The sequence below is a fragment of the Fodinibius sediminis genome, assembly GCF_900182555.1.
Classification (GTDB): domain Bacteria; phylum Bacteroidota; class Rhodothermia; order Balneolales; family Balneolaceae; genus Fodinibius; species Fodinibius sediminis.
Genome location: NZ_FXTH01000001.1, coordinates 107158 through 126490 on the forward strand (window position 1 = coordinate 107158; position 19333 = coordinate 126490).

Below are 19333 nucleotides of genomic sequence, written 5' to 3' on the forward strand. Positions count from 1 at the left end.
CGGAAGATAAGGATAATCTTACAACTATTGTATAAATCGTTTGTAAATAAATACCAGTCGTTCCTGCTCTAATCCCATATAATACAATACGAAGATCAAACTGAACACCAGCTGCAGTTTCACGATTCCTGTCTCCCGGTATTTTCGTGCCGATGTGGTTACCGAACGATCCAGCACCTCAAACGAAAAGGACTGTTTGATACGACGTACAATCTCCTGGTCTTCCATGACAATGTGATCCTGCCTGAAGCCCCCAATTTGACCGAAGGCTTTTTGGGTTATAAATAGGCTCTGATCACCGAAGCGGACGGCGTCTATATCAAAGCGTGTGAACCAGGCATACAATTTTAGCAGCCAGTGATCATCATCAAACGACAGGCGGAAGCAGCCGGCCTGGTGTCCCCGGTCCAGGGCGCTGCCGATGGAAGCCGTAAAATGAGGAGGTGGCTGGCTGTCGGCGTGCAAAAAATAGAGCAGTTCACCGCCCGCCTCCCTTGCTCCGTAATTCATCTGGCAAGCTCGTCCCTTCTGTGGGGCCTCCAGCACCCTGGCTCCGGCCTCCCGGGCTTTTGCCGCCGTATGGTCGCTGCTTCCACCATCCACAACAATAATTTCTGAAAGCTGTCCATCACCGGCCCTGCGCAGGCTTTCAATCGTTTCGGCAATAACCTCACCTTCGTTGTACACCGGAATAATAACACTGATATTCATATGTAAGACAGCTGTGTTGATTCAGCCAAATCCTGTGCCGTGTCTATATCATTGCGGACCGGCAGCAATGCATGGGACACCTGCATCTCTTGAAGCTGACGGATCGTCTGTTCACCTACTGCCGGGGTACTCCATTTTTTGTCTTCAAAAAGACCGGGGTAAAAATTCGCCATGCCCAACAGGTAATAGCCTCCATCCCTCGAAGGACCAATAACCACATCCTTTTTTTCCAGCAGCTGAAAAGCTTCCCGCAGCAGGCCGGGCGTCATCTCCGCACAGTCGCTGCCAATGATTACGACCTTTTCAAATCCATTGTCAAATGCCTCTTGAAAAGCACTTTTCATGCGCATACCCAGATCTGCTCCCCGTTGAAGCCGCTTCTGGTAGTTTTCCTTCCACTGGTCTTCCTGCTCAATAAACCGGGAATACCAGACCTGCCGGGTCACATTCAGGGAATCCGTGGCTGATTGGGTCAGCTTCAGCAGCTCTTGGTACACCGCAAGCGCCTGCTTGTCGCCTATGCTTCGGGCCAAGCGGGTTTTCACCTTTCCAAGTTCTGGATTTTTCACAAATATCATGAGCAAATTCCCGGTCATCTCATCCTGCATGCTCAATTTACCGGTCTCTTCTGAAGTCATTTGAAAAAATATGGGCTTTGTTGTGTCTTGGAGTTAGTTTTTGCTGGAATCTTCCCCTTTGTCAGGTCGTCGCCCCGCCGCAGCTGCTCCCCGCGCCCGCTGTACACCCAAAACAATGCTGGTTAATCCGTATGGTTCTATTATTAAGCCTGCCTTCATGCCACTCACTGATATGCCCGGGCGCCGACTCTTCAACCGGCATTTCAAGCATCTGGTTAAAATCACAATCGTAAAGCTGACCGTCCCATCCCACCGAAATGGTATTTCGACACATGACCCCCCTGGCTGCAGCAGGATTGAATGAAGATATGAGGCGATCCATATATTCGTCCAGGTTGCCAGACTGCAAAAGAAAGTCGAGGAATCGGCTAATAGGCAAATTCGTAATGGTGTACAGATTGTTGAACACGATGCCATGCTGGCGGTGAAGCTGCTCTTTGAACGTCTGCTCCATAGAGGCCTGTCCACCGGGCAGAAAGGCTCCGGCGGGATTATATACCAGATTGAGCTCCAGGCCCGTTTCCTCTTTTCCGTAACCTACGTGGTTAAGCTTCTGTAAAGCCTCTATTGATTTGTCATAGGTTCCCTCTCCCCGCTGGCGATCAGTACGCGAACGATTATAAAAGGGAAGCGAGCAGGTCACCTCCACTTGGTGATCGGCGAAAAAGTTGACAAGGGCCCGGTATTTGGGAGCGGTTGTCAAAATGGTGAGGTTTGAACGAACAATAATATTCTTTCCCAGCCTCGAGGCCTCCTCTACAAACCATTTGAAGTGTGGATTCATTTCCGGGGCACCCCCCGTCAGATCTACCGTAGTCGCCTGCGAGTGCCGAAGGGCTTCAATGCAGTGTTCGAATGTCTCCCTGTCCATCATTTCCGAACGATCCGGTCCCGCATCCACGTGACAGTGCTTGCATGTCATGTTGCACATATACCCCAGATTCATCTGGAAAATCTCTATCCCGGTTGGCTCCAGTGGAAATAGTCCTGCTTCCCCGAGCTTATCACGAAATTTAGGCTGCTCCCGCAGCGATTTGGAATGACTGTTCAGCAGTTGCAACTGGTAATTCGGGTCGGAAAGCTTGTGCTCCCGGGTCTTCAGCGATTTGATCATAGGCAGTTAGCAGTTAGCAGTTAGCAGTTAGCAGTTAGCAGAGGCTATTCATCCTTTATCAAGATACCAATAGCTTCTATTTATTGCGGGCATGTTTGTCAGATGGTCGGCCCCACCAAAATCCGATGGTACGGAACCCCATATGACTACATGCTTACATCTTTGGTCTTGTTCATCATCTGAACGCCGTGCACCAGTGAAGATCCCCCGCGGATGGCTGAGGCAACATGTACAGCCTCCATCATCTGCTCTTCACTGGCCCCTTTCTCCAGGCTTTCGCTGGTATAGGCATCAATACAGTACGGACACTGAACCGTATGTGATACAGCCAGCGCTATAAGAGCTTTTTCACGCGCACTGAGCGCCCCCTCCTCGAACACAGCGCTGTAGTAGTCAAAAAACTTCTTCGCCAGTTCAGGGCCAAAATCGCCGATGTCTTCAAATTTCTTTAAGTCCTTGGGATCGTAATAGCTATTGCTCATGCTATAAATGAATTTTTATTCCGTTTTTTGTGTATAATGTGAAAGCAGCAAGTGTCTATCTTTAGTTCCATTCCTAAAGTTTGGAACTTTTTATAGTGACAACCATAAAAGATGACACTTACGCAACAAATTCTTACGTAATCAATCATAATTAACCATAAGTTATATGAAAAAGATACTGCTTACGGCATTTTTGACGGCTTTTTTGAGTATCTCACTAACAACCATCACCCATGCTCAAGAAGCTGGCGACGGCGTTGGCATTGGTTTCATGGTGGGAGAGCCCACAGGACTCAGTCTTAAATCATGGACTGACAACAATAATGCCTTCGATGTAGGTCTGGCGTGGTCGTTAGGTCGATACGATGCAGTAACCATTCATGCCGACTACCTGTGGCATAATTTTGAACTTTTCAATGACATTGAATCAGGCAGTATGCCCCTTTACTACGGTATCGGCGGGCGCTTAATCCTGGCTGATGATGATGCTGTAATTGGTGCACGGGTACCCGTGGGACTAAATTACCTGTTTGAAGATGCTCCCGTAGGTCTTTTCCTGGAGGTAGCACCCATTTTCAATCTCGCGCCGGAAACGGATTTCGATGTTGATGGTGCCCTGGGCGTTCGTTTCTACCTCTGACACCAGTGAAAAACCACTTTGAAATTTAAAAGGGTGTGGGTGCGCAGGCATCCTCACCCTTTTTATATCTTCTCTGTTTGCCCTTCCCTTGCCAGTTTTATCACTTCAAAATAGGAGCCATAGTTTTCGCGCAGGTATTCATCCAGCTGCTGCAACTTCCGGTCGTGTGCCTCGGGATCATGATGCGTAAGGTATAGTTTCCGGACCTGCTGTTCTCTGGCCAGTCTGACCACCTCTTGCCAGGGCGAATGTCCCCAGCCCCGGCGATGCTCATATGCTTCCAAATCGTATTGAGCATCATGAATCAGTAAATCAACGCCACGGATAAACTTCGCTATGGACTCCATCCGCCGATTACTGTCTCTGTACTTCTCCGGGACAAGCTCATTGTCGGGAGCAAAAACCATTTGTCGTCCCCCGATGTGGAGCTTATACATGGCGGTGTTGGTACCGTGAATGGCCTTCAGATATTCCACTTCATACGCTCCAAAAGCCGCCCGTTCGGGCTGCTGATCTACAAAATTGAGGCAGGCATCGAGCGTATCCAAAGGCACCGGGAAAAAGGTTTTTCCAAAATGCCCCGACATGATCTCCCGGCAGCTCCCCTCCTGCTGAACCGGCATATGGATATGAAATTGATTATCCGCCTGGTGCAAAGGCTTGAAGAAAGGAAACCCCTGAATATGATCCCAGTGGGGATGCGTAATAAAAATACGCCCTTTCAGTCGCTCGTGCCGTTCATGAAGATACTGCCCCAGTTTCCGAATGCCCGTGCCGCTGTCGAAAATGAGCACCTCTTCCGTACCGGGCAGTTCTACCTGCAGGCAGGTAGTATTGCCCCCGTAGTCCATATTTTCCCTGTCGGCACAGGGAGTAGAACCACGCACGCCCCAAAATACGCATGTCCCGGATAAGCGATCGCTCATAAAGAAGTTAAACAAGGATTTCTCAGACGCTAAACGACATCTCTATCTTCTTCAGGCCTACTCCGCTTCTGCACGAATATCATCCATTTCCTGCGTCAGGGCATCCATCTTCTGCTGCTTCTGCTTCAGCTTGGCCTCGGCCTTATGAATTTTCTCATTCACCTGGTCAAGCAGGCTGTTTCCCCCGCTGGAAGGACTAAAGTAGGTTTTTTTCTCCTTGAAGTTCAGTACTTCTTCTTTGAGTGCGCGGGCTTCTTTTTCTACCTTCTTGAACTCTTTGCGAAGTTTTTGAATCTGCTGGCGCTCGTCGGTATCCAGGTCGGCCTTGGCCAGCTCCTGATCAAACTTATCACCTGATTTTGCAGCCCGAAAACGATCATAAATGACATCACAAGCCTCCCGGTACTGTTTCCACATCTTGTTTTTCTGTTTGATGGGGACATAGCCGGCCTCCTTGAATTTCTCCTGCAGTCCCTTGGCAATTTCCACGGCCTCAATAGGATCTTCGTGGCGCCCCAGTTCATGCAGCTTGTCCAGAATCTCTTTTTTCTCTTCAAGGTTTTCTTTGCGCTGCTCCTTAACCTCCTTGAAATGTTCCCGACGGCGATCGTAAAACTCATCCATCGCCCCCTTGAACTGTTTCCAGATCTTGTTGGATTTTTTCCGGGCCACAGGACCAATTTTTTTCCACCGGTCCATGAGATTCTGCATCCTGGAATGCCCCTTGTCAAAGTCATCCGTATCCTTAATGGCATTTGCCTGATCAATAAGATCAAGCTTCTGCTGGTAATGCTGCTCCTCCTGTTCCTTGATTTTATCCTGGTTTTTCGACTTTAGTTCATTAAACGCATCCGTAGCCGACTTGAAACGGGCCCAGAGTTTGTCCTCGGTACGCTGGGGCAGATTGCCAATTTTTTTCCAGCGTCGATGCAGCTTGTTGATTTTCCGGGCGGCGATTGCGAGATCATCGGCCTCCAACAGGGCTTCGGCTTCTTCACAAAGTCGTTCTTTCTTGGTAGAAAACTTATCCACTTTGCTCTGATGCTCCGGATTGTAGCGATATTTCAGGTCATAAAAATCATCCTGAACGCTTTTATAGCGTCCCCATACGTCATCAGCCTTTTCTTTGGGGACGCGCCCGATTTTCTTCCATTGCTTTGTAAGGGCTTCAAAATTTTCATCAATCTCATCCCAGTTGTCCGTCTCGTGGTCAATAGACTTCGTGACCCGTTCCATCTTTTCGAGAACCGTGAGTTTGACCATCAGGTTATCTTCCCGTTTCTGACGCTGCTGAACCAGCCGGTCCACCTTATGGTCATTGAAGATTTCGAGCAGCTCCTCAAAACGTTCATCCCATCCATCCCCTTTGCCCGATGGCAACGCCCCAATACTGTTCCATTGACCCTTGATCTGGTTTACCCTGCGGGTAGCCGTCCAGGTTTTGTTGGAGATAATGCCTTCAAATTCCTCAAGCAGCCTTTTCTTTGTTTCCAGATTCTTTTCCCGCTGCTTGTTGAGCTCCTCATAATGCTCTTCTTTCCGCTTTTCGAAGTCTTTAACAGCATCATTGAACTTTGCAAAGAGTTCTTTAACTTCGTCGGAATCCGTTTCCGGTCCGTCCGACCATTCACGGCTCAGATTGTCGAGCTCCATCGATACGTAGGGCCAGTCGGTCTGCTTGGCCAGCTCCTGTGCTTTACTGACGATATCGCGGTAATATACAACCGGATCTTCGGAAGGATCTGATTCATCCCCGGTCGCTTCCTCATCAACCGAAGATTCCGTTTCCTCTTCCACCCCGGACGTATCCACTTTCCCTGAATCTTGCTGTGCTTCTTCAAGCCGAACCAACAGGTCTTCGGCACTGCCAATAAAAACCGTTTCTCTAATCTCGGAATCCAAGCTGGCCAAAGTCGCGGGAGCGGGGCCCTCCTCGAGGAGACGGGTTACCTTTGCCTGCAATTCCTCAAATCTATTCTTTAGTTCCGCTATTTTTTGCTCAACCTCATCTTCGGCAATTTCACCAACTTTTGTCTGGTCTCCTGGCGTCCCGTCCTTTAGAAACAATTCATTTTCCTTCGTTAAAAAAACGTGTTTATCCTCATACAAATACGGGGATGTTTCTTTTTGCTCTTCCATAGTAGATTTCACAGAAACCTCAGTTAAAAGCTTGGCGATTCAAATTTGAATAAGCTACTTCATAGCCTTTTAAGTTTAGGTAAGATAATATTTCTGCGCAACTTAATACAATTGAACGCGCGGGAAAATTTAACATAGAAAAAGCCGACCCCCCTCGAGAGACCGGCTCCGGATATCTGTTTAGCTGTCAGGGATTATCACTCATCACCCTGGTTATGAAAATAAATATCCTGGGAAGGATAAGGGAAGTTGATCCCCTCCTCATCAAAACGCTCCTTGATGCGTTTTGTGAGATCAAACTTCAGCGCCCAATAATTTTCCTTCTTCGTCCATGGTCGTACAATAACATTAACAGAACTGCCTCCCAATTCCGAAACCGCTATCTGGGGGGCAGGATCATCCAGGATGCGATCATCCTCCGAAAGGATCTGTTCAATGGTCCGGATGGCATGATCCATATCATCGTCATAGCCAAAACCGATGACCATATCCACGCGACGATTCTCATTTTCAGCCATATTTTTAATGTTGTTTCCCCAAATATTCGAATTAGGCAAGAACATCGCCACATTATCAAATGTATTTAATTTTGTCATCACAAGGCCGACTTCCTCCACCACCCCGGACGTGCCGGCGATGTCAACCGCGTCGCCAACCTTGAAGGGCCGCATAACCAATATCATAATTCCAGCGGCAAAGTCCGCCAAAACGCCCTGCCAGGCCAGGCCAATAGCCAAACCCAGGGCACCAATAACCGCTACAAGACTGGTGGTTTCCACACCAAACCGATCCAGGACGGCCAGTACAACAACAACCAATACGAGGATGTGGGCAGTTTTGGCAAAGACTTTTGTCAGCGTGTCGTCGAGTCGTTCTGATTTCTCGCCCTTCTGCAGAATTTTGTTTTTTACCCAGTTGGCTACCATCCAGCCGACAATAAGGATGATGATAGCAAAAACTGCATTTAGAATAAAAGGCCAAGCGGTAACAAAATACTCATTCACATTTTCCATAACACACCCCGTTTTGAGAAATAAAGTTTAAGGAATTACACTGCCCAGTAATATAGATTTATTCCTTTAATCTCAAAAGGCAATTTATCTAACGCCTTGATAATCAAGGAATAGCCTCCAAAATACAGCCTGCTCGTCCGGGGCGGTTCTGCCGCCCCGGGACTCACAGTTTTGAAATGGCGGATCGGAGTATTAGCCTTTCAGGATGGCACGTACATCGGCAAAACCCTCCTTCACGTCATCCCATAGAAGTTCCGCATCCTCCTTGATCTTTTCGAAAGAATCTTCTCCGGAATCTTTTATTTTGTTCAGTTTGCCTCTCAGCTCAGAACGTTTTTCTCTCAGCTCATCCATTCGCTTGTTGGCCTTCTCCCTCAGTTCCTGCGATTCCTTGCCGGCCCGTTCCTGCAGTTTATCGATCTGACCGTTCCATTCTTTGAGCTGCGCTTCCAACTTTTCGATATATTCTTCTCGTGTAGCCATTATTTTCTCACTTATTTTAAAATTAACGTTGGCAACCAGGAATTGACCACCCCCAACCCGAGAATCACCTTCCAGCCTTCCTGCCGCAGGGGTTCCGAGCTTGAGGTACTGGCATTTCCTGATGGTCTAAATGATTTTATGTTGCTTATTCTGACGAGTACTCCCCTTATTCAAGGTGGCTCCGAAGCATCCAGGCTGTCTTGGAATGCACATCAAGGCGCCGGGTAAGCAAGTCAATGGTGGCTTCGTCTTCCGCCTCGTTGGCCGGCTTCAATGCCTGGCGTGCAGTGCGCAATACCTGTTCATTGCCCAGCGCCAGGCGGCGCACCATCTCAAGGGCCTCCGGCTCCTCGGTATCCTCCTTAATGGAGGTCAACTCATTGAATTCCTCGAAGGTACCCGGGGCCCGGTAGCCCAGGGAGCGAATTCGTTCCGCTATCTCATCAATGGCTTCAGCCAATTCGGTATACTGTTCTTCGAATTGCTCATGCAGCGAATGAAAAAGCTCTCCCGTAACATTCCAGTGATAGTTATGCGTCTTCAAGTACAGCATATAGGAATCAGCCAATACTTTTGAAAGTTCGTCTGCAATAGCTTTTCTGCTCTCTTCGTTGATGCCAATATTTATTTTCATCTTTTTATCTCCTTTTTGAATATTAGTCATGGTTAACACCCTCTGGACTATTTATTACAACTGCAGTTTATTGGTTGTTCCCTGTTTTTGAATAATTCAGAAAACAACTCGCAAATAAATTCCTTCAGATCCTGTAAGACCATGTGACTCATTGGTTAGTATTTCAGATAGTATTACTACAGAAATACCACCAGAATCATTCCGGCAAACTAATAATAACTGTTTATAGGAGGGATAGAGATAATATGTCGCTGCTGTCAGGAATGGGTTTCCTGCTGCCAGCGATAGTGATCCACCAGACGCAGCATGTCAGCCGGTATCTTTGCTTCAAACCGTACCATCCGGTTTTTTCGGGGGTGCTGAAATTCCAGACGGTAGGCATGCAGGGCTTGTCGATTGATGAGCTGCTCTTTCTTTTCCTCAGGGGCATAGTGCTGGTCTCCCACCAGCTGGTGACCGATATGCTCAAACTGAACCCGAATCTGGTTCTTGAGCCCGGTATCCAGCTGTATTTCAACAAGGGTAGTTGACTGGAAACGTTCTTTAACCCTGTACCGCAGGCGGGCGGGCGTCGCTCCCTTTTCCTCCGGATCCACAACGATGTTCCGGAACCCTTTTTTAATGAGCTTTAGATGATGTTCAAGCGTCCCTTCATCTTTTTCTACAATCCCGCGTACCATGGCCAGGTAGGTCCGCCTGGGCTCATGATTACGAAATTTCTGATAAAGATCATCATACGCCCGCTTATTCTTGGCAAATACCATCAATCCGCTGGTATAACGATCAATACGATGCACCGTACCCACCCGCACACCGTGTTTGGCCAGATGGTCGGCCACAAGGTCAAAAAGATTTTTCACATTACTGTCGGGGATAGGCACCGCCAGCAGCCCGGCCGGTTTATCCACCACAAAGATATCCTTATCCTGGTGAACAATATAAAAGGGACGCTTTTTGGAGGCCATAGGCTAGTATTTCACGGCAGCAGGTTAGGAAAAGAATAACGCCCGGGATCAGGCTTCCACGTCATGCACTTCCTTGAGAATGGCTCTCGCATTGGCGTCGTCATTCTGGATGACACGGTGCTGCAAATTGGTAATAATCTCCTGCTGGGCTTTCTCAAAAGCCACTTCCCTGGCTTCCTTCTCGCTGCCCGTACGGAATAAATCATAGATGTCATCAGCCCGAACGATGCTATACAGGTCATCTTCATTGAAGGCGTGAGAACGCAGTTCTTCAAATTGTTTAAAAACTTCCGGAAACTCTTTACTGTCCTCCACCCTGGTGATAATCTCCACATCTTCAGGTGCTTCGGCGCTCAGGGGCGTCTTGCATAAATAGAAAAACTTGTGCTCGTATTTCATACTACTTGAACCTAACAGTTAATATGGTTTCACTAAATTCCTTTCGGAAGATAAGAAAAAAAATGGGGACCTCCTTAAATTGCAGCCGGAAGGAAAAAACGCCCTCTGTGCCCGGCAAAAAGAAATTCCAGCCTTTGTCAAGAAATCCTATATTATCCCTTAAAAGTCAGTTTCTGTGCGTTCAACGATTTGCCCAAAGGGTTCATGCGGGGTTCTTAACGGTACATTCAAAACTAAATTTTAATACAAGCTTTTAGTTTTCGATGTCTTTTGAAATCATTTTTGTCTTTTTCCTGCTGGCAGCTGCACTGGCTCTTTTTTCCACCGATTATGTTTCTTTTGATATCGCCGCACTGCTCATTATGATTTCCTTGCTGGCGACAGGCATCCTAAGTCCCAGCGAGGGGCTGGCGGGTTTCAGCAATCCGGCCACCTTGACCGTCGCCGCCATGTTTGTGCTGAGCGAAGGGTTGCGAAGGACCGGACTTCTGAATACCATCGGGCAGTTGTTCACGGAGCGAATTAAAGAGAACTACTGGGGAGGGCTCATCCAGATGCTTCTTTTTATCAGTTTTTGCTCAGCCTTTATCAACAATACAGCGGTTGTGGTTATTTTCATCCCGATTGTCATTCATATCGCAAACCGTATCGATGTGAGTCCGTCAAAACTATTGATGCCCCTCTCTTTCGCGGGAATATTTGGCGGCACCTGTACCCTTATCGGGACCTCAACCAACATACTGGTAAGCTCTATTGCCCAAGACCAGGGCATGGAACCCTTTTCCATGTTTTCCTTCGCCCCGGTAGGCCTGATGTTTCTCGCTTCAGGTTTCATCTACCTGTTTGTTTACGGCATTCCCAGAATACCTGCACGGCGTGAGCACAAGCAGCTTACCAAGGGATACAAGATGCAGGAGTACCTGACCGATGTGGTGGTAACAGAAGAATCGGATCTCGCAGGACACATCTTCCATCCTGAGGAACTGACCAATGCCCTGGACCTCGATGTGCTGCGCATCTTCAAGCCCGACTCCGATTCTTCGGCACAGCGGAACGAAGTGAAAATTGAAGCCGGGGATATCCTGCGGATCCGAGGCAGTGCCAAAGAAATCGACAAGCTGCTAAAAAGCAATGAATTTATGCTGAAGCCAGCTCATGAGTGGACCGATACCGACCTCATGAAGGGGCGTGATGCGCTCGTAGAAGCGGTCATAGCCCCTGAGTCTTCACTTATAGGTAAAACACTGGAGTCGGTGGATTTTTTCGAGCGGTTTGGCGCCGTCCCCCTCGCAGTGCGCCAACACGGGGAGCTCCAGCAGGAAAAACTGGGGAAACTAAAACTGGAGGGCGGCAGCACCATACTCCTGAGCATGAGCAAAGACCGGGTCCAGGAGGTCGATCGAAACCCTTCCTTCATTGTAGCTTCTGAAATAGGCGAAATGAGATCCCGGCCCGATAAAACCTTTCCTGTACTTGCCATCATGCTGGGCGTTGTTGCAGCGGCCGCACTGAATATTGTTCCCATTGTTGTCAGCGCTCTGGCCGGCGTTGCGCTCATGGTGCTGACCGGCTGCATCAGTGCGGAAGAAGCATACCAGGCCGTAAACTGGAAGGTAATCATACTGCTGGCGGGGGTTATCCCCCTGGGTACCGCCATGAATAAAACAGGAGCGGCATCACTGATGGCAGACCAAATGATTTTCTGGCTTTCCGGCTTAGGCCCCCGGGCGGTGCTCTCCGGTTTTTTTGGTCTCACCATGGGTATTACGGCCATTATGTCCAACAATGCCTCCGCAGCTCTCCTGGCGCCTATCGCCATCCAAACAGCCCAGTCGCTGGATGTGAACGCATATCCCTTTTTATTTGCTGTTACTTTTGCAGCATCACTTAGTTTTATTACTCCTTTTGGTTATCAAACCAATACCTTAATTTACGGTGCCGGAAAATATGAATTCACGGATTTTACTAAAATCGGCTTACCACTGAATATATTATTTTGGATCCTGGCAACCATCTTCATACCCGTTATTTGGCCCTTTTGACGTATGAAAAGCTGGCTTAAGAAAACGTTTAAAATCGTTGACTGGCTGCCCTCATATAGCCCGTCAAAACTGCGTGGCGACCTCTCAGCCGGCCTTACAACCGGCATTATGTTTATCCCCCAGGGAATGGCTTATGCCGTTATTGCCGGTGTACCCCCGATCTACGGGCTGTATGCGGGAGTGGTTCCCCTGCTCATCTATCCCCTGCTGGGCACCTCAAAAAACCTTTCCGTAGGTCCCGTTGCTGTTGACATGCTTATTATTGCTGCTGGAGTAAGCCTCCTTGCTGAACCCAACAGTAGCCGGTATGTCAGCCTTGCCATCCTGTTGACCATGATGGCTGGAGGCATGCAACTGGTCATGGGATCGATGCAGCTGGGCGCTGTCTTTAATTTCTTCTCACGTCCTGTAATCGCGGGCTTCACGCTGGCCGCTCCCCTCATCATCGCTTTCACCCAGCTCAATAACCTGCTGGGAATTGAGCTCTCCAATACCCAGTATATCATCACTGTCATTGAAGAAGTTATCTTGAAGTTCGACCAGATCCATCTTGAAACCCTGCTCTGGGGTAGCGGGGCCATTGTAGCGCTGGTCATAGTTAAATATCTGAAATCCAATATTCCGGCCTCCGTCATCATCCTGGCCATAAGCATTGTTTCTGCCTGGTTTTTTAATGCCAATACCATGGGCATCCAGCTGGTGGGCGACATCCCCATGGGGCTGCCCCCCTTCTCGTTCCCGCAGATCAATTTCAACAATATGCGAGAGCTGCTGCCAACCGCCCTGACCCTGGCACTGGTACAATTCATGATAGTAGCCTCACTGGGACGAACTTTTGCCAAACGTCACAACTATGTTATTGATGCCAACCACGAACTGGTAGCCATCGGGGCTTCGAACTTCCTGGGAAGCTTCTTCCAATCCATCCCCGTTTCCGGAAGCTTTTCCCGTTCAGCCGCATCCGAGCAGGCTAATGTTCAGACGCCCCTGGCCAATATTATTACCTCAGGAGTCATCATCGCCACCCTGTTGCTGCTGACACCGGTATTCTACTATTTGCCCATGCCGGTGCTGGCTGCCATCATCATCGTATCAGCGCTGAACCTCATTGATATCTCCGAATTTACATTTCTGTTTACCACCAAAAAAAGCGAGGGATTCATTGCCATTTTCACAGCCGTTTGCACCCTCTTCATCGGCATTCAAGAGGGTATATTACTGGGTATTGTAGCTTCCATGGTCAATATCCTATACAAATACAGCCGGCCGAATGTGGCTGAACTGGGACTCATTCCAGGTACACACCTCTTTCAAAATATTGACCGGCAATCCAATGCCCAGCGTATCAAAGGCATTATCATCCTGCGTGTGGACGCCTCATTCTCCTTTATCAATGCTGATTTTTTCCGCGATTATATCGTCAAAAAAACACGCGAGAAGAACAGTCATACCAAGTATGTCATCATTGACGGCAGTACAATCAATACCCTGGACACCACCGCTATTGACCAGCTGAAATCGATGGCAACCACATTAAGAAACTGGGATATTGAACTTTACATCACCGGACTCAAGGGCCCTGTACGGGATATCATCTCGAAATCGGGCATGCGCAGCTTTCTGGGTGAAGATCACTTCTTTCGGGAACCGCATGAAGCCGTACAGTATATTCTCAAGATCATGGATCGCAAGGATAACACCAGCCGGCTGGAAACCTACAGGAAAGAGGTCAACAGTGCAGACGCGGAGCAGGATATTTAAGCCCACTGAATGCCGGCGAGTCTTAGCCGATGATTGTGATCGAAGGCTGCAGGCTATGCTCATCCTGCCTGCACAGAAGTGGCCCTCAAAACATGTCTGGGAGCATAGAATGTGAGCGTTAATCCCCGCGCAATCATAAAAAACGTAAGAGCCAGCCATAATGAATGATTCCCAAGATAGGAAACGCCGAGCATATAAAGTGGCAGGAAGACACCCACAGTGGCAATAATCATGGAATCACGCATGGGAGCTGTTGCCGTGGCGCCAATAAAGATCCCATCCCATATATACGAGAAACTGCTCACCGTGGGCCCGGCTACAGTCCAAAGAAAATAGACCATAGCTGCATCAATGACTTTTTGCTGATCCGTGAACAGCCGGATGATATGTATATTGAAGACGGCATAAGCCAGCGATGCCAGAAGGCCGATACCGATCCCCCATATAAAACAGTACTTCACCGTAAGGGTGAGGCGTTTCTGCTGGCCGGAACCGGTGTAGCGGCCGATCAGGCTTTCCGCCGCATAGGCGAAACCGTCAATACCGTATGAGACCATCATCCAAAGCTGCAGAAGAATGGAGTTTGCGGCCAGTATAATATCCCCGAACGAAGCCGACTTGGCCGTAAAAAAAGAAAAGGTGAAAATCAGGCAGAGGGTCCTGATAAAAATATCCCGGTTGACGGAAAAGAATTTTTTCAATGACTCCACTTCAAGCAGCATCCGGTGAACGTAACTGCTCATCCATTGCCTGTACCGGCTGAACAGAAGCACAGCTGCCAGTAAAAGCCCGGTGTATCGGGCAATCAGGGTCCCCAGCGCCACACCATCAACATGCATTCCGAGATAATGAACAAAAAAGATATCAAGGAGGATGTTTATGGCATTCAGCACGATGGTCACGACCATGGGGTAACGTGCATTCTGCATTCCGAGAAACCATCCATTCAATGCATACAGCCCGAGGGTGGCCGGCGCTGTGTAGATACGGATTTCGAAATAAATACGCGTATAGCGCTCCACCTCCGGAGAGGCCTCCACAAGCCAGAAACTAAGATCGGCAATCCATCCCTGCAGCAGAAGAATGAGCAGGCTGGAGCCCCCCGCCACAGCGAGCGCACGGGCCAGAATCATAACGCTTTCGGCCTTGTCCTCCCCGCCAAATGCCTGGGCCGTCAGACCGGTGGTCCCCATACGCAAGAACCCAAACCCCCAGAAAATGAAATTGAAGATCATCCCTCCCAGCGCTATGGCTCCCAGGTAGTAGGCCTCCTCCAGGTGCCCCACAAGAGCCGTATCCACGGCCCCCAGCAGGGGCACGGAAAGATTACTGATAATATTGGGGATCGCCAGGTTTAGAATCTTACGGTTCAACTGCCGGGATAATCTTGTTAATCGTTCTGCTTGTCCTCGTATATATGCCTGCGGACCTGTTTGATGAACCGCTCAATATATCCCAGACCAAACAGAATGACAATGGCGAGAACCGTAAGTATTGAAGCCAAGGCATACTGCTGCAGGGCCACCGTGATCCCGATGGCCGCAGAAAAAAGAATGGAGGCAGCCGTCGTCAACCCCTCGACGGTTTCATCCTTGTTTCTGAAGATAATGGTACCGGCCCCGAGGAAGCTGATGCCCGTAATAATAGCTTCCATGATACGAATGGGATCAGCCTGAATAGCACCCTCGAATGCGGCATTCCCGCTATAATTTGCTATCATCACATTTCCAAGCACCACCAGCAGTGATGATGCGCCGGTGACGAGGATATGCGTGCGAAGGCCCGCCGGCTTTTGGGCCAATTCGCGTTCCAGACCCATCAGTCCACCCAAGAACATGGCAAAAATTACCTTAACAATCGGATCCCAGACCAAATCAAATTCCATACTGCACCTATTTTGTTATGTTAACAACACAAGATTGACAAAAATTGTACAGAAATCCCACTACGAATGGAAATTAGTTACTGGAAAAGCCGCTGGAAGAATAATAAAACCGGGTGGCACATGACTGAAGTTTATGCCCCGCTCACCAGGTACTGGTCGCGCCTGCAACTGCCGAAACAAGCCCGCGTGCTGGTACCGCTTTGTGGTAAAGCACATGATTTGGACTGGCTTGCAGATCAGGGATATCACGTTATCGGTGCAGAGGCTGCACAAAGGCCATTGATGGAGGTCATGGAACGATCCAATGCCTCCTTTGTACGCACAGAAAGCCACGGTTTTACTGTTTATCGGTCTGAGTCCATGGAACTCTGGCACGGCAATTTCCTGAAATTGCCAATTCCGCCTACTGCCCCCATTGATGCCATTTATGACAAAACATCCATCGTTGCCCTGCCGCCTGCCATGAGAGAACAGCATGCCCGCAAGCTTCTCAGCCTGAGCCAACGTCATACCCAGATGCTCCTGCAGAGCTTCGAATACGTCCAGGAAGAGATGAATGGCCCTCCCTTTTCGGTTCCTGAACAGGAGATAGCAACCCTTTTCGGTGCCGATTTCAAATATACCCTCTTGCATGAAGAATCAAAGATAGAGCAGCTGGAACGGTTTCGGCGGCGCGGACTGTCTTCTCATTTCCTGGAAAAAGTGTACCATTTGGAAGCCTGCAGACAGTCTGATTAAAATAGCTGATATTTTACTTGCCATCCAGCAACAGCTTTTTTTAGTTACAGTTGCATATCAATATGCCGGCATGTATTTTCAAAGTCACAATTTCGCTAAACACTATAATTATATATCCATCGCCACATGAATGTTGAACAGCGTAACCGACTCATCAGTTTTGTATTAGCAATCATTATTATTGCTTTGGGATATTATCTTTATCGTTCAATTGTAGACCCCTATCAAGAAGTTATTGACCGTGAACAAATGACCGAGCGAGTTCGGTACCAAATGCAGAACGTCCGGGATGCTCTTATTATGTACGAACGCCGAACCGACAGTTTTCCTCCAACCGAAGGCGGCCTCGACACCCTGGTTCAATTTATCAAGACTGACTCACTGATGGTTCAGCAGGCCGATTCCCTCTTCAAACCGATGGATCCTTCCAAGAAATTCATTGCCGATTCACTGATCTATTCGCCGCGGCCACCGCACTCCAAGTTCAATTACACGCTGAACGACACCCTGCGCCCTCGTATTTATTTGCTCGAAGATCCGGATACCGAAGATCGAATAGGGTCGCTCGAAAACACCACAGAACTCAACCAAGCCAGCTGGAATTAATGGCAGATGGAGCATGAACATCCGAGTTTAGGGCTTTGCTTTTTTGATAATCAGCTTTTTTATGCGGTCAGTCAGCCGGATAGCTCCCATTCCCTTGCCCGAATAGGTTCATACGATTTTCATACAGACACCACGGAAATGCTGCTGGACGAATCGGGCCAGCATTTTCGTGGCATCAGGCAAACCGTGGCCCAGCTGAAGCAGGAATATAACATTCGCCAGCTTCGCATCCACTCTTTTCCTACCCAGGAATGCTGGACAACGGTCCCCAAAATTGTTTATGACAATGCCGATGAGCGGGAGCACTACATAAAAATTCTTATGAGCGGGACCGATCGCAGCCAAATCCAGGCCACCTGGTACAACCTGAGCAATCAGAAATATAAATTCCTGCTGCTCAGGGACAAAACCTACCAAAAGGATCTCCATCAGCTGGCATCCGATACGGCAACGGCCGATCTCATCAGCGACTTTGAGATTGGCAGCCGGTGGATTCAGCATGCCAACCCGGGCGGTTCCTTCATGACCATCGGATGCTTCAAAGACTGCATCAGTATTACTTCCTTTATCCTGGGCAAACTGCGGGGAGCCACCTATATCAAGTTCGATGATCTGCAGGACCTCCCTTACTTCTGGCTTCAGTACACCAAAGAGCTGGCCTGGATGCGCGGACTTCACGAAAAGATATATGTCTACGGCATGGAAGCGTTTCGTATCATTGACATTCTGGAGCCTTTCTGGGACGACAGCGGAGTTGTGACCAAAATGGATTCGCTCGAGAAGATTCAGATCCAGGCAGATGAAGCCACATATGGTTTTAGCCTGGAAAAGGCATTTCCGGCCATGATGCTGGCCCTGGACTATCACTGAACTGGATATGGGCGGGGCTTCCTATTATTTTTCGTACCTTCTTCAGAAGGGAAAATGATCCGTATTATTAACAGATTGCTGATTTCATGCGTATAATCACCGGTATCCTCAAAGGAAGAAAAATTCATATCCCAAAGACGCTTGATGTCCGTCCCACAACCGATCGCACCAAGGAAGGGCTCTTTTCCATTCTTGACGCCCGCAAGTATATTCGCGGGGCCCGCGTGCTCGACCTGTTTGGAGGATCGGGCAACCTGGGATTTGAAGCTCTCTCCAGGGGATGCGAAAGCGTGCTTTTCGTTGACAGCGACCGGCGCAATATTGAGCACATTGAGAAAGTAGCTGAAGAATTCGGACTCTCCGACCAGGTGCGAACCGTGCCTTCCCGGGTTGAAGACTTTTTAAAAGGCATGCCTCTACCCTACGATATTATTTTTGCCGATCCGCCCTACGACTATTCCCTTATGCATGAAATGATTGAAACCATTCTTTCAGACGGCTGGCTTGACGAAAACGGCTGGCTTATTCTCGAACATGACAAAAGACACGATTTCAGCGGGCATCCTCATTGCGCCTATGTAAAAGAATACGGACGTACCCATTTGAGCATTTTTCTCGCTGAAGAAGGAATTCAATTTTAATCAGTGCCACCATGAAAACCTTAGCGCTCTATCCCGGTTCATTTGATCCCATCACCTATGGGCACCTTGATATTCTGGAACGTGCCACCGAGCTTTTCAGCAAGGTTATCGTCACTATTGCCATCAATAACAACAAAGAGACTGTTTTTACCGGGGATGAGCGGGAAAGCCTCATCCGGGAATGCCTGGAGGGCAAGACATGGGCCTCGCAGGTAGAAATCCAGCAGTTTACGGGGCTCCTCGTTGATTTTGCAAAAGAAAAGAATGCCCAGACCCTGGTCCGGGGTGTTCGACAGATATCTGATTTCGAATATGAATTCCGTATGGCCCTCACCAATCGCCGGCTGGCCCCCGAGGTCGATACCGTCTTCCTCATGCCCAATGAACAGCTGACCTTTATTTCCGCCTCCCTCGTTAAGGAGGTGGGCTACTGGGGAGGCAACCTCTCTTCCTTTGTTCCTGAACACGTTGAAAAAGCACTCAAGGAGAAGTTCAGGCAGCAGCGAGAGCGCGAGCATCCGTCGTCCAGCCAGTAGGGCTGATTAGCCCGGCTGGGAACAGCATGAACCCGCCACTGGCCAAGCCCTCCGAAGCCCCTGCTTTAGAATAGAATAAGAGTCCACTTTTTTCTATTTTCAGTTCGTTA

The 19333-nt window shown here is 48.7% G+C and carries 21 protein-coding genes; 8 read left to right on the forward strand and 13 right to left on the reverse strand.

The window, feature by feature from the left end:
- Positions 1–24: 24 nt before the first annotated feature.
- The 4 genes from FN808_RS00430 to FN808_RS00445 form a co-directional block, all read right to left on the reverse strand.
- Positions 25–711, reverse strand: a complete 687-nt coding sequence (locus FN808_RS00430; protein WP_142712572.1) for a TIGR04283 family arsenosugar biosynthesis glycosyltransferase — start codon at positions 709–711, stop codon at positions 25–27.
- A complete protein-coding gene (locus FN808_RS00435) occupies positions 708–1349 on the reverse strand; it encodes a TIGR04282 family arsenosugar biosynthesis glycosyltransferase (RefSeq protein WP_246068241.1) in 642 nt (213 codons plus the stop codon). Before FN808_RS00435 ends, FN808_RS00430 begins: the two co-directional genes overlap by 4 nt.
- A gap of 61 nt (positions 1350–1410) precedes the next feature.
- Positions 1411–2460, reverse strand: a complete 1050-nt coding sequence (gene arsS / locus FN808_RS00440; protein ID WP_142712876.1) for an arsenosugar biosynthesis radical SAM (seleno)protein ArsS — start codon at positions 2458–2460, stop codon at positions 1411–1413.
- 149 nt (positions 2461–2609) lie between these two features.
- Positions 2610–2945: an arsenosugar biosynthesis-associated peroxidase-like protein gene (locus FN808_RS00445; RefSeq protein WP_142712573.1), complete on the reverse strand. Its 336-nt coding sequence runs from the start codon at positions 2943–2945 to the stop codon at positions 2610–2612.
- A gap of 166 nt (positions 2946–3111) precedes the next feature.
- On the opposite strand from FN808_RS00445, the gene FN808_RS00450 reads away from it, so the two are divergent.
- The gene (locus tag FN808_RS00450; protein WP_185958170.1) at positions 3112–3585 is read left to right on the forward strand and encodes a hypothetical protein; all 474 of its coding nucleotides are present in this window, start codon (positions 3112–3114) and stop codon (positions 3583–3585) included.
- Between the two features lie 62 nt (positions 3586–3647).
- On the opposite strand, the gene FN808_RS00455 is transcribed toward FN808_RS00450, so the two are convergent.
- The 7 genes from FN808_RS00455 to FN808_RS00485 form a co-directional block, all read right to left on the reverse strand.
- Positions 3648–4511, reverse strand: a complete 864-nt coding sequence (locus FN808_RS00455) for an MBL fold metallo-hydrolase (RefSeq protein WP_142712574.1) — start codon at positions 4509–4511, stop codon at positions 3648–3650.
- 57 nt (positions 4512–4568) lie between these two features.
- On the reverse strand, positions 4569–6662 hold the full coding sequence (locus tag FN808_RS00460; RefSeq protein ID WP_185958171.1) for a DUF349 domain-containing protein: 2094 nt from the start codon (positions 6660–6662) through the stop codon (positions 4569–4571).
- Positions 6663–6847: 185 nt separating this feature from the next.
- Positions 6848–7663, reverse strand: a complete 816-nt coding sequence (locus FN808_RS00465) for a mechanosensitive ion channel family protein (protein WP_142712576.1) — start codon at positions 7661–7663, stop codon at positions 6848–6850.
- A gap of 192 nt (positions 7664–7855) precedes the next feature.
- Entirely contained in the window at positions 7856–8146 is a 291-nt protein-coding gene (locus FN808_RS00470) for a sll1863 family stress response protein (RefSeq protein ID WP_142712577.1), read from the reverse strand.
- A 166-nt stretch (positions 8147–8312) separates the two neighbouring features.
- Complete coding sequence (locus tag FN808_RS00475; RefSeq protein ID WP_246068243.1) at positions 8313–8810, reverse strand: Dps family protein; 498 nt, start codon at positions 8808–8810, stop codon at positions 8313–8315.
- Between the two features lie 227 nt (positions 8811–9037).
- The gene (locus FN808_RS00480; RefSeq protein WP_142712578.1) at positions 9038–9745 is read right to left on the reverse strand and encodes an RluA family pseudouridine synthase; all 708 of its coding nucleotides are present in this window, start codon (positions 9743–9745) and stop codon (positions 9038–9040) included.
- Positions 9746–9793: 48 nt separating this feature from the next.
- The gene (locus FN808_RS00485; RefSeq protein ID WP_142712579.1) at positions 9794–10144 is read right to left on the reverse strand and encodes a hypothetical protein; all 351 of its coding nucleotides are present in this window, start codon (positions 10142–10144) and stop codon (positions 9794–9796) included.
- Positions 10145–10407: 263 nt separating this feature from the next.
- On the opposite strand from FN808_RS00485, the gene FN808_RS00490 reads away from it, so the two are divergent.
- Together FN808_RS00490 and FN808_RS00495 are read left to right on the forward strand one after the other, a co-directional pair.
- Positions 10408–12186: an SLC13 family permease gene (locus tag FN808_RS00490; RefSeq protein WP_142712580.1), complete on the forward strand. Its 1779-nt coding sequence runs from the start codon at positions 10408–10410 to the stop codon at positions 12184–12186.
- Positions 12187–12189: 3 nt separating this feature from the next.
- Positions 12190–13947 carry a SulP family inorganic anion transporter gene (locus tag FN808_RS00495; RefSeq protein ID WP_142712581.1) on the forward strand — a complete coding sequence of 586 codons (1758 nt, stop codon included), beginning with the start codon at positions 12190–12192 and terminating at the stop codon, positions 13945–13947.
- Between the two features lie 59 nt (positions 13948–14006).
- On the opposite strand, the gene FN808_RS00500 is transcribed toward FN808_RS00495, so the two are convergent.
- On the reverse strand, positions 14007–15320 hold the full coding sequence (locus FN808_RS00500; RefSeq protein ID WP_142712582.1) for an MATE family efflux transporter: 1314 nt from the start codon (positions 15318–15320) through the stop codon (positions 14007–14009).
- 17 nt (positions 15321–15337) lie between these two features.
- Positions 15338–15832: an MgtC/SapB family protein gene (locus FN808_RS00505; protein WP_142712583.1), complete on the reverse strand. Its 495-nt coding sequence runs from the start codon at positions 15830–15832 to the stop codon at positions 15338–15340.
- 66 nt (positions 15833–15898) lie between these two features.
- On the opposite strand from FN808_RS00505, the gene FN808_RS00510 reads away from it, so the two are divergent.
- From FN808_RS00510 to coaD, 5 genes are all read left to right on the forward strand, one after another.
- Positions 15899–16570: a class I SAM-dependent methyltransferase gene (locus tag FN808_RS00510; RefSeq protein WP_142712584.1), complete on the forward strand. Its 672-nt coding sequence runs from the start codon at positions 15899–15901 to the stop codon at positions 16568–16570.
- A gap of 126 nt (positions 16571–16696) precedes the next feature.
- Positions 16697–17176, forward strand: a complete 480-nt coding sequence (locus tag FN808_RS00515) for a hypothetical protein (protein WP_142712585.1) — start codon at positions 16697–16699, stop codon at positions 17174–17176.
- A 138-nt stretch (positions 17177–17314) separates the two neighbouring features.
- Positions 17315–18046, forward strand: a complete 732-nt coding sequence (locus FN808_RS00520; protein WP_185958172.1) for a hypothetical protein — start codon at positions 17315–17317, stop codon at positions 18044–18046.
- Positions 18047–18132: 86 nt separating this feature from the next.
- Positions 18133–18687 carry a 16S rRNA (guanine(966)-N(2))-methyltransferase RsmD gene (gene rsmD, locus FN808_RS00525; protein WP_142712587.1) on the forward strand — a complete coding sequence of 185 codons (555 nt, stop codon included), beginning with the start codon at positions 18133–18135 and terminating at the stop codon, positions 18685–18687.
- An 11-nt stretch (positions 18688–18698) separates the two neighbouring features.
- A complete protein-coding gene (gene coaD / locus FN808_RS00530; protein WP_142712588.1) occupies positions 18699–19223 on the forward strand; it encodes a pantetheine-phosphate adenylyltransferase in 525 nt (174 codons plus the stop codon).
- The last annotated feature ends 110 nt before the right edge of the window (positions 19224–19333 follow it).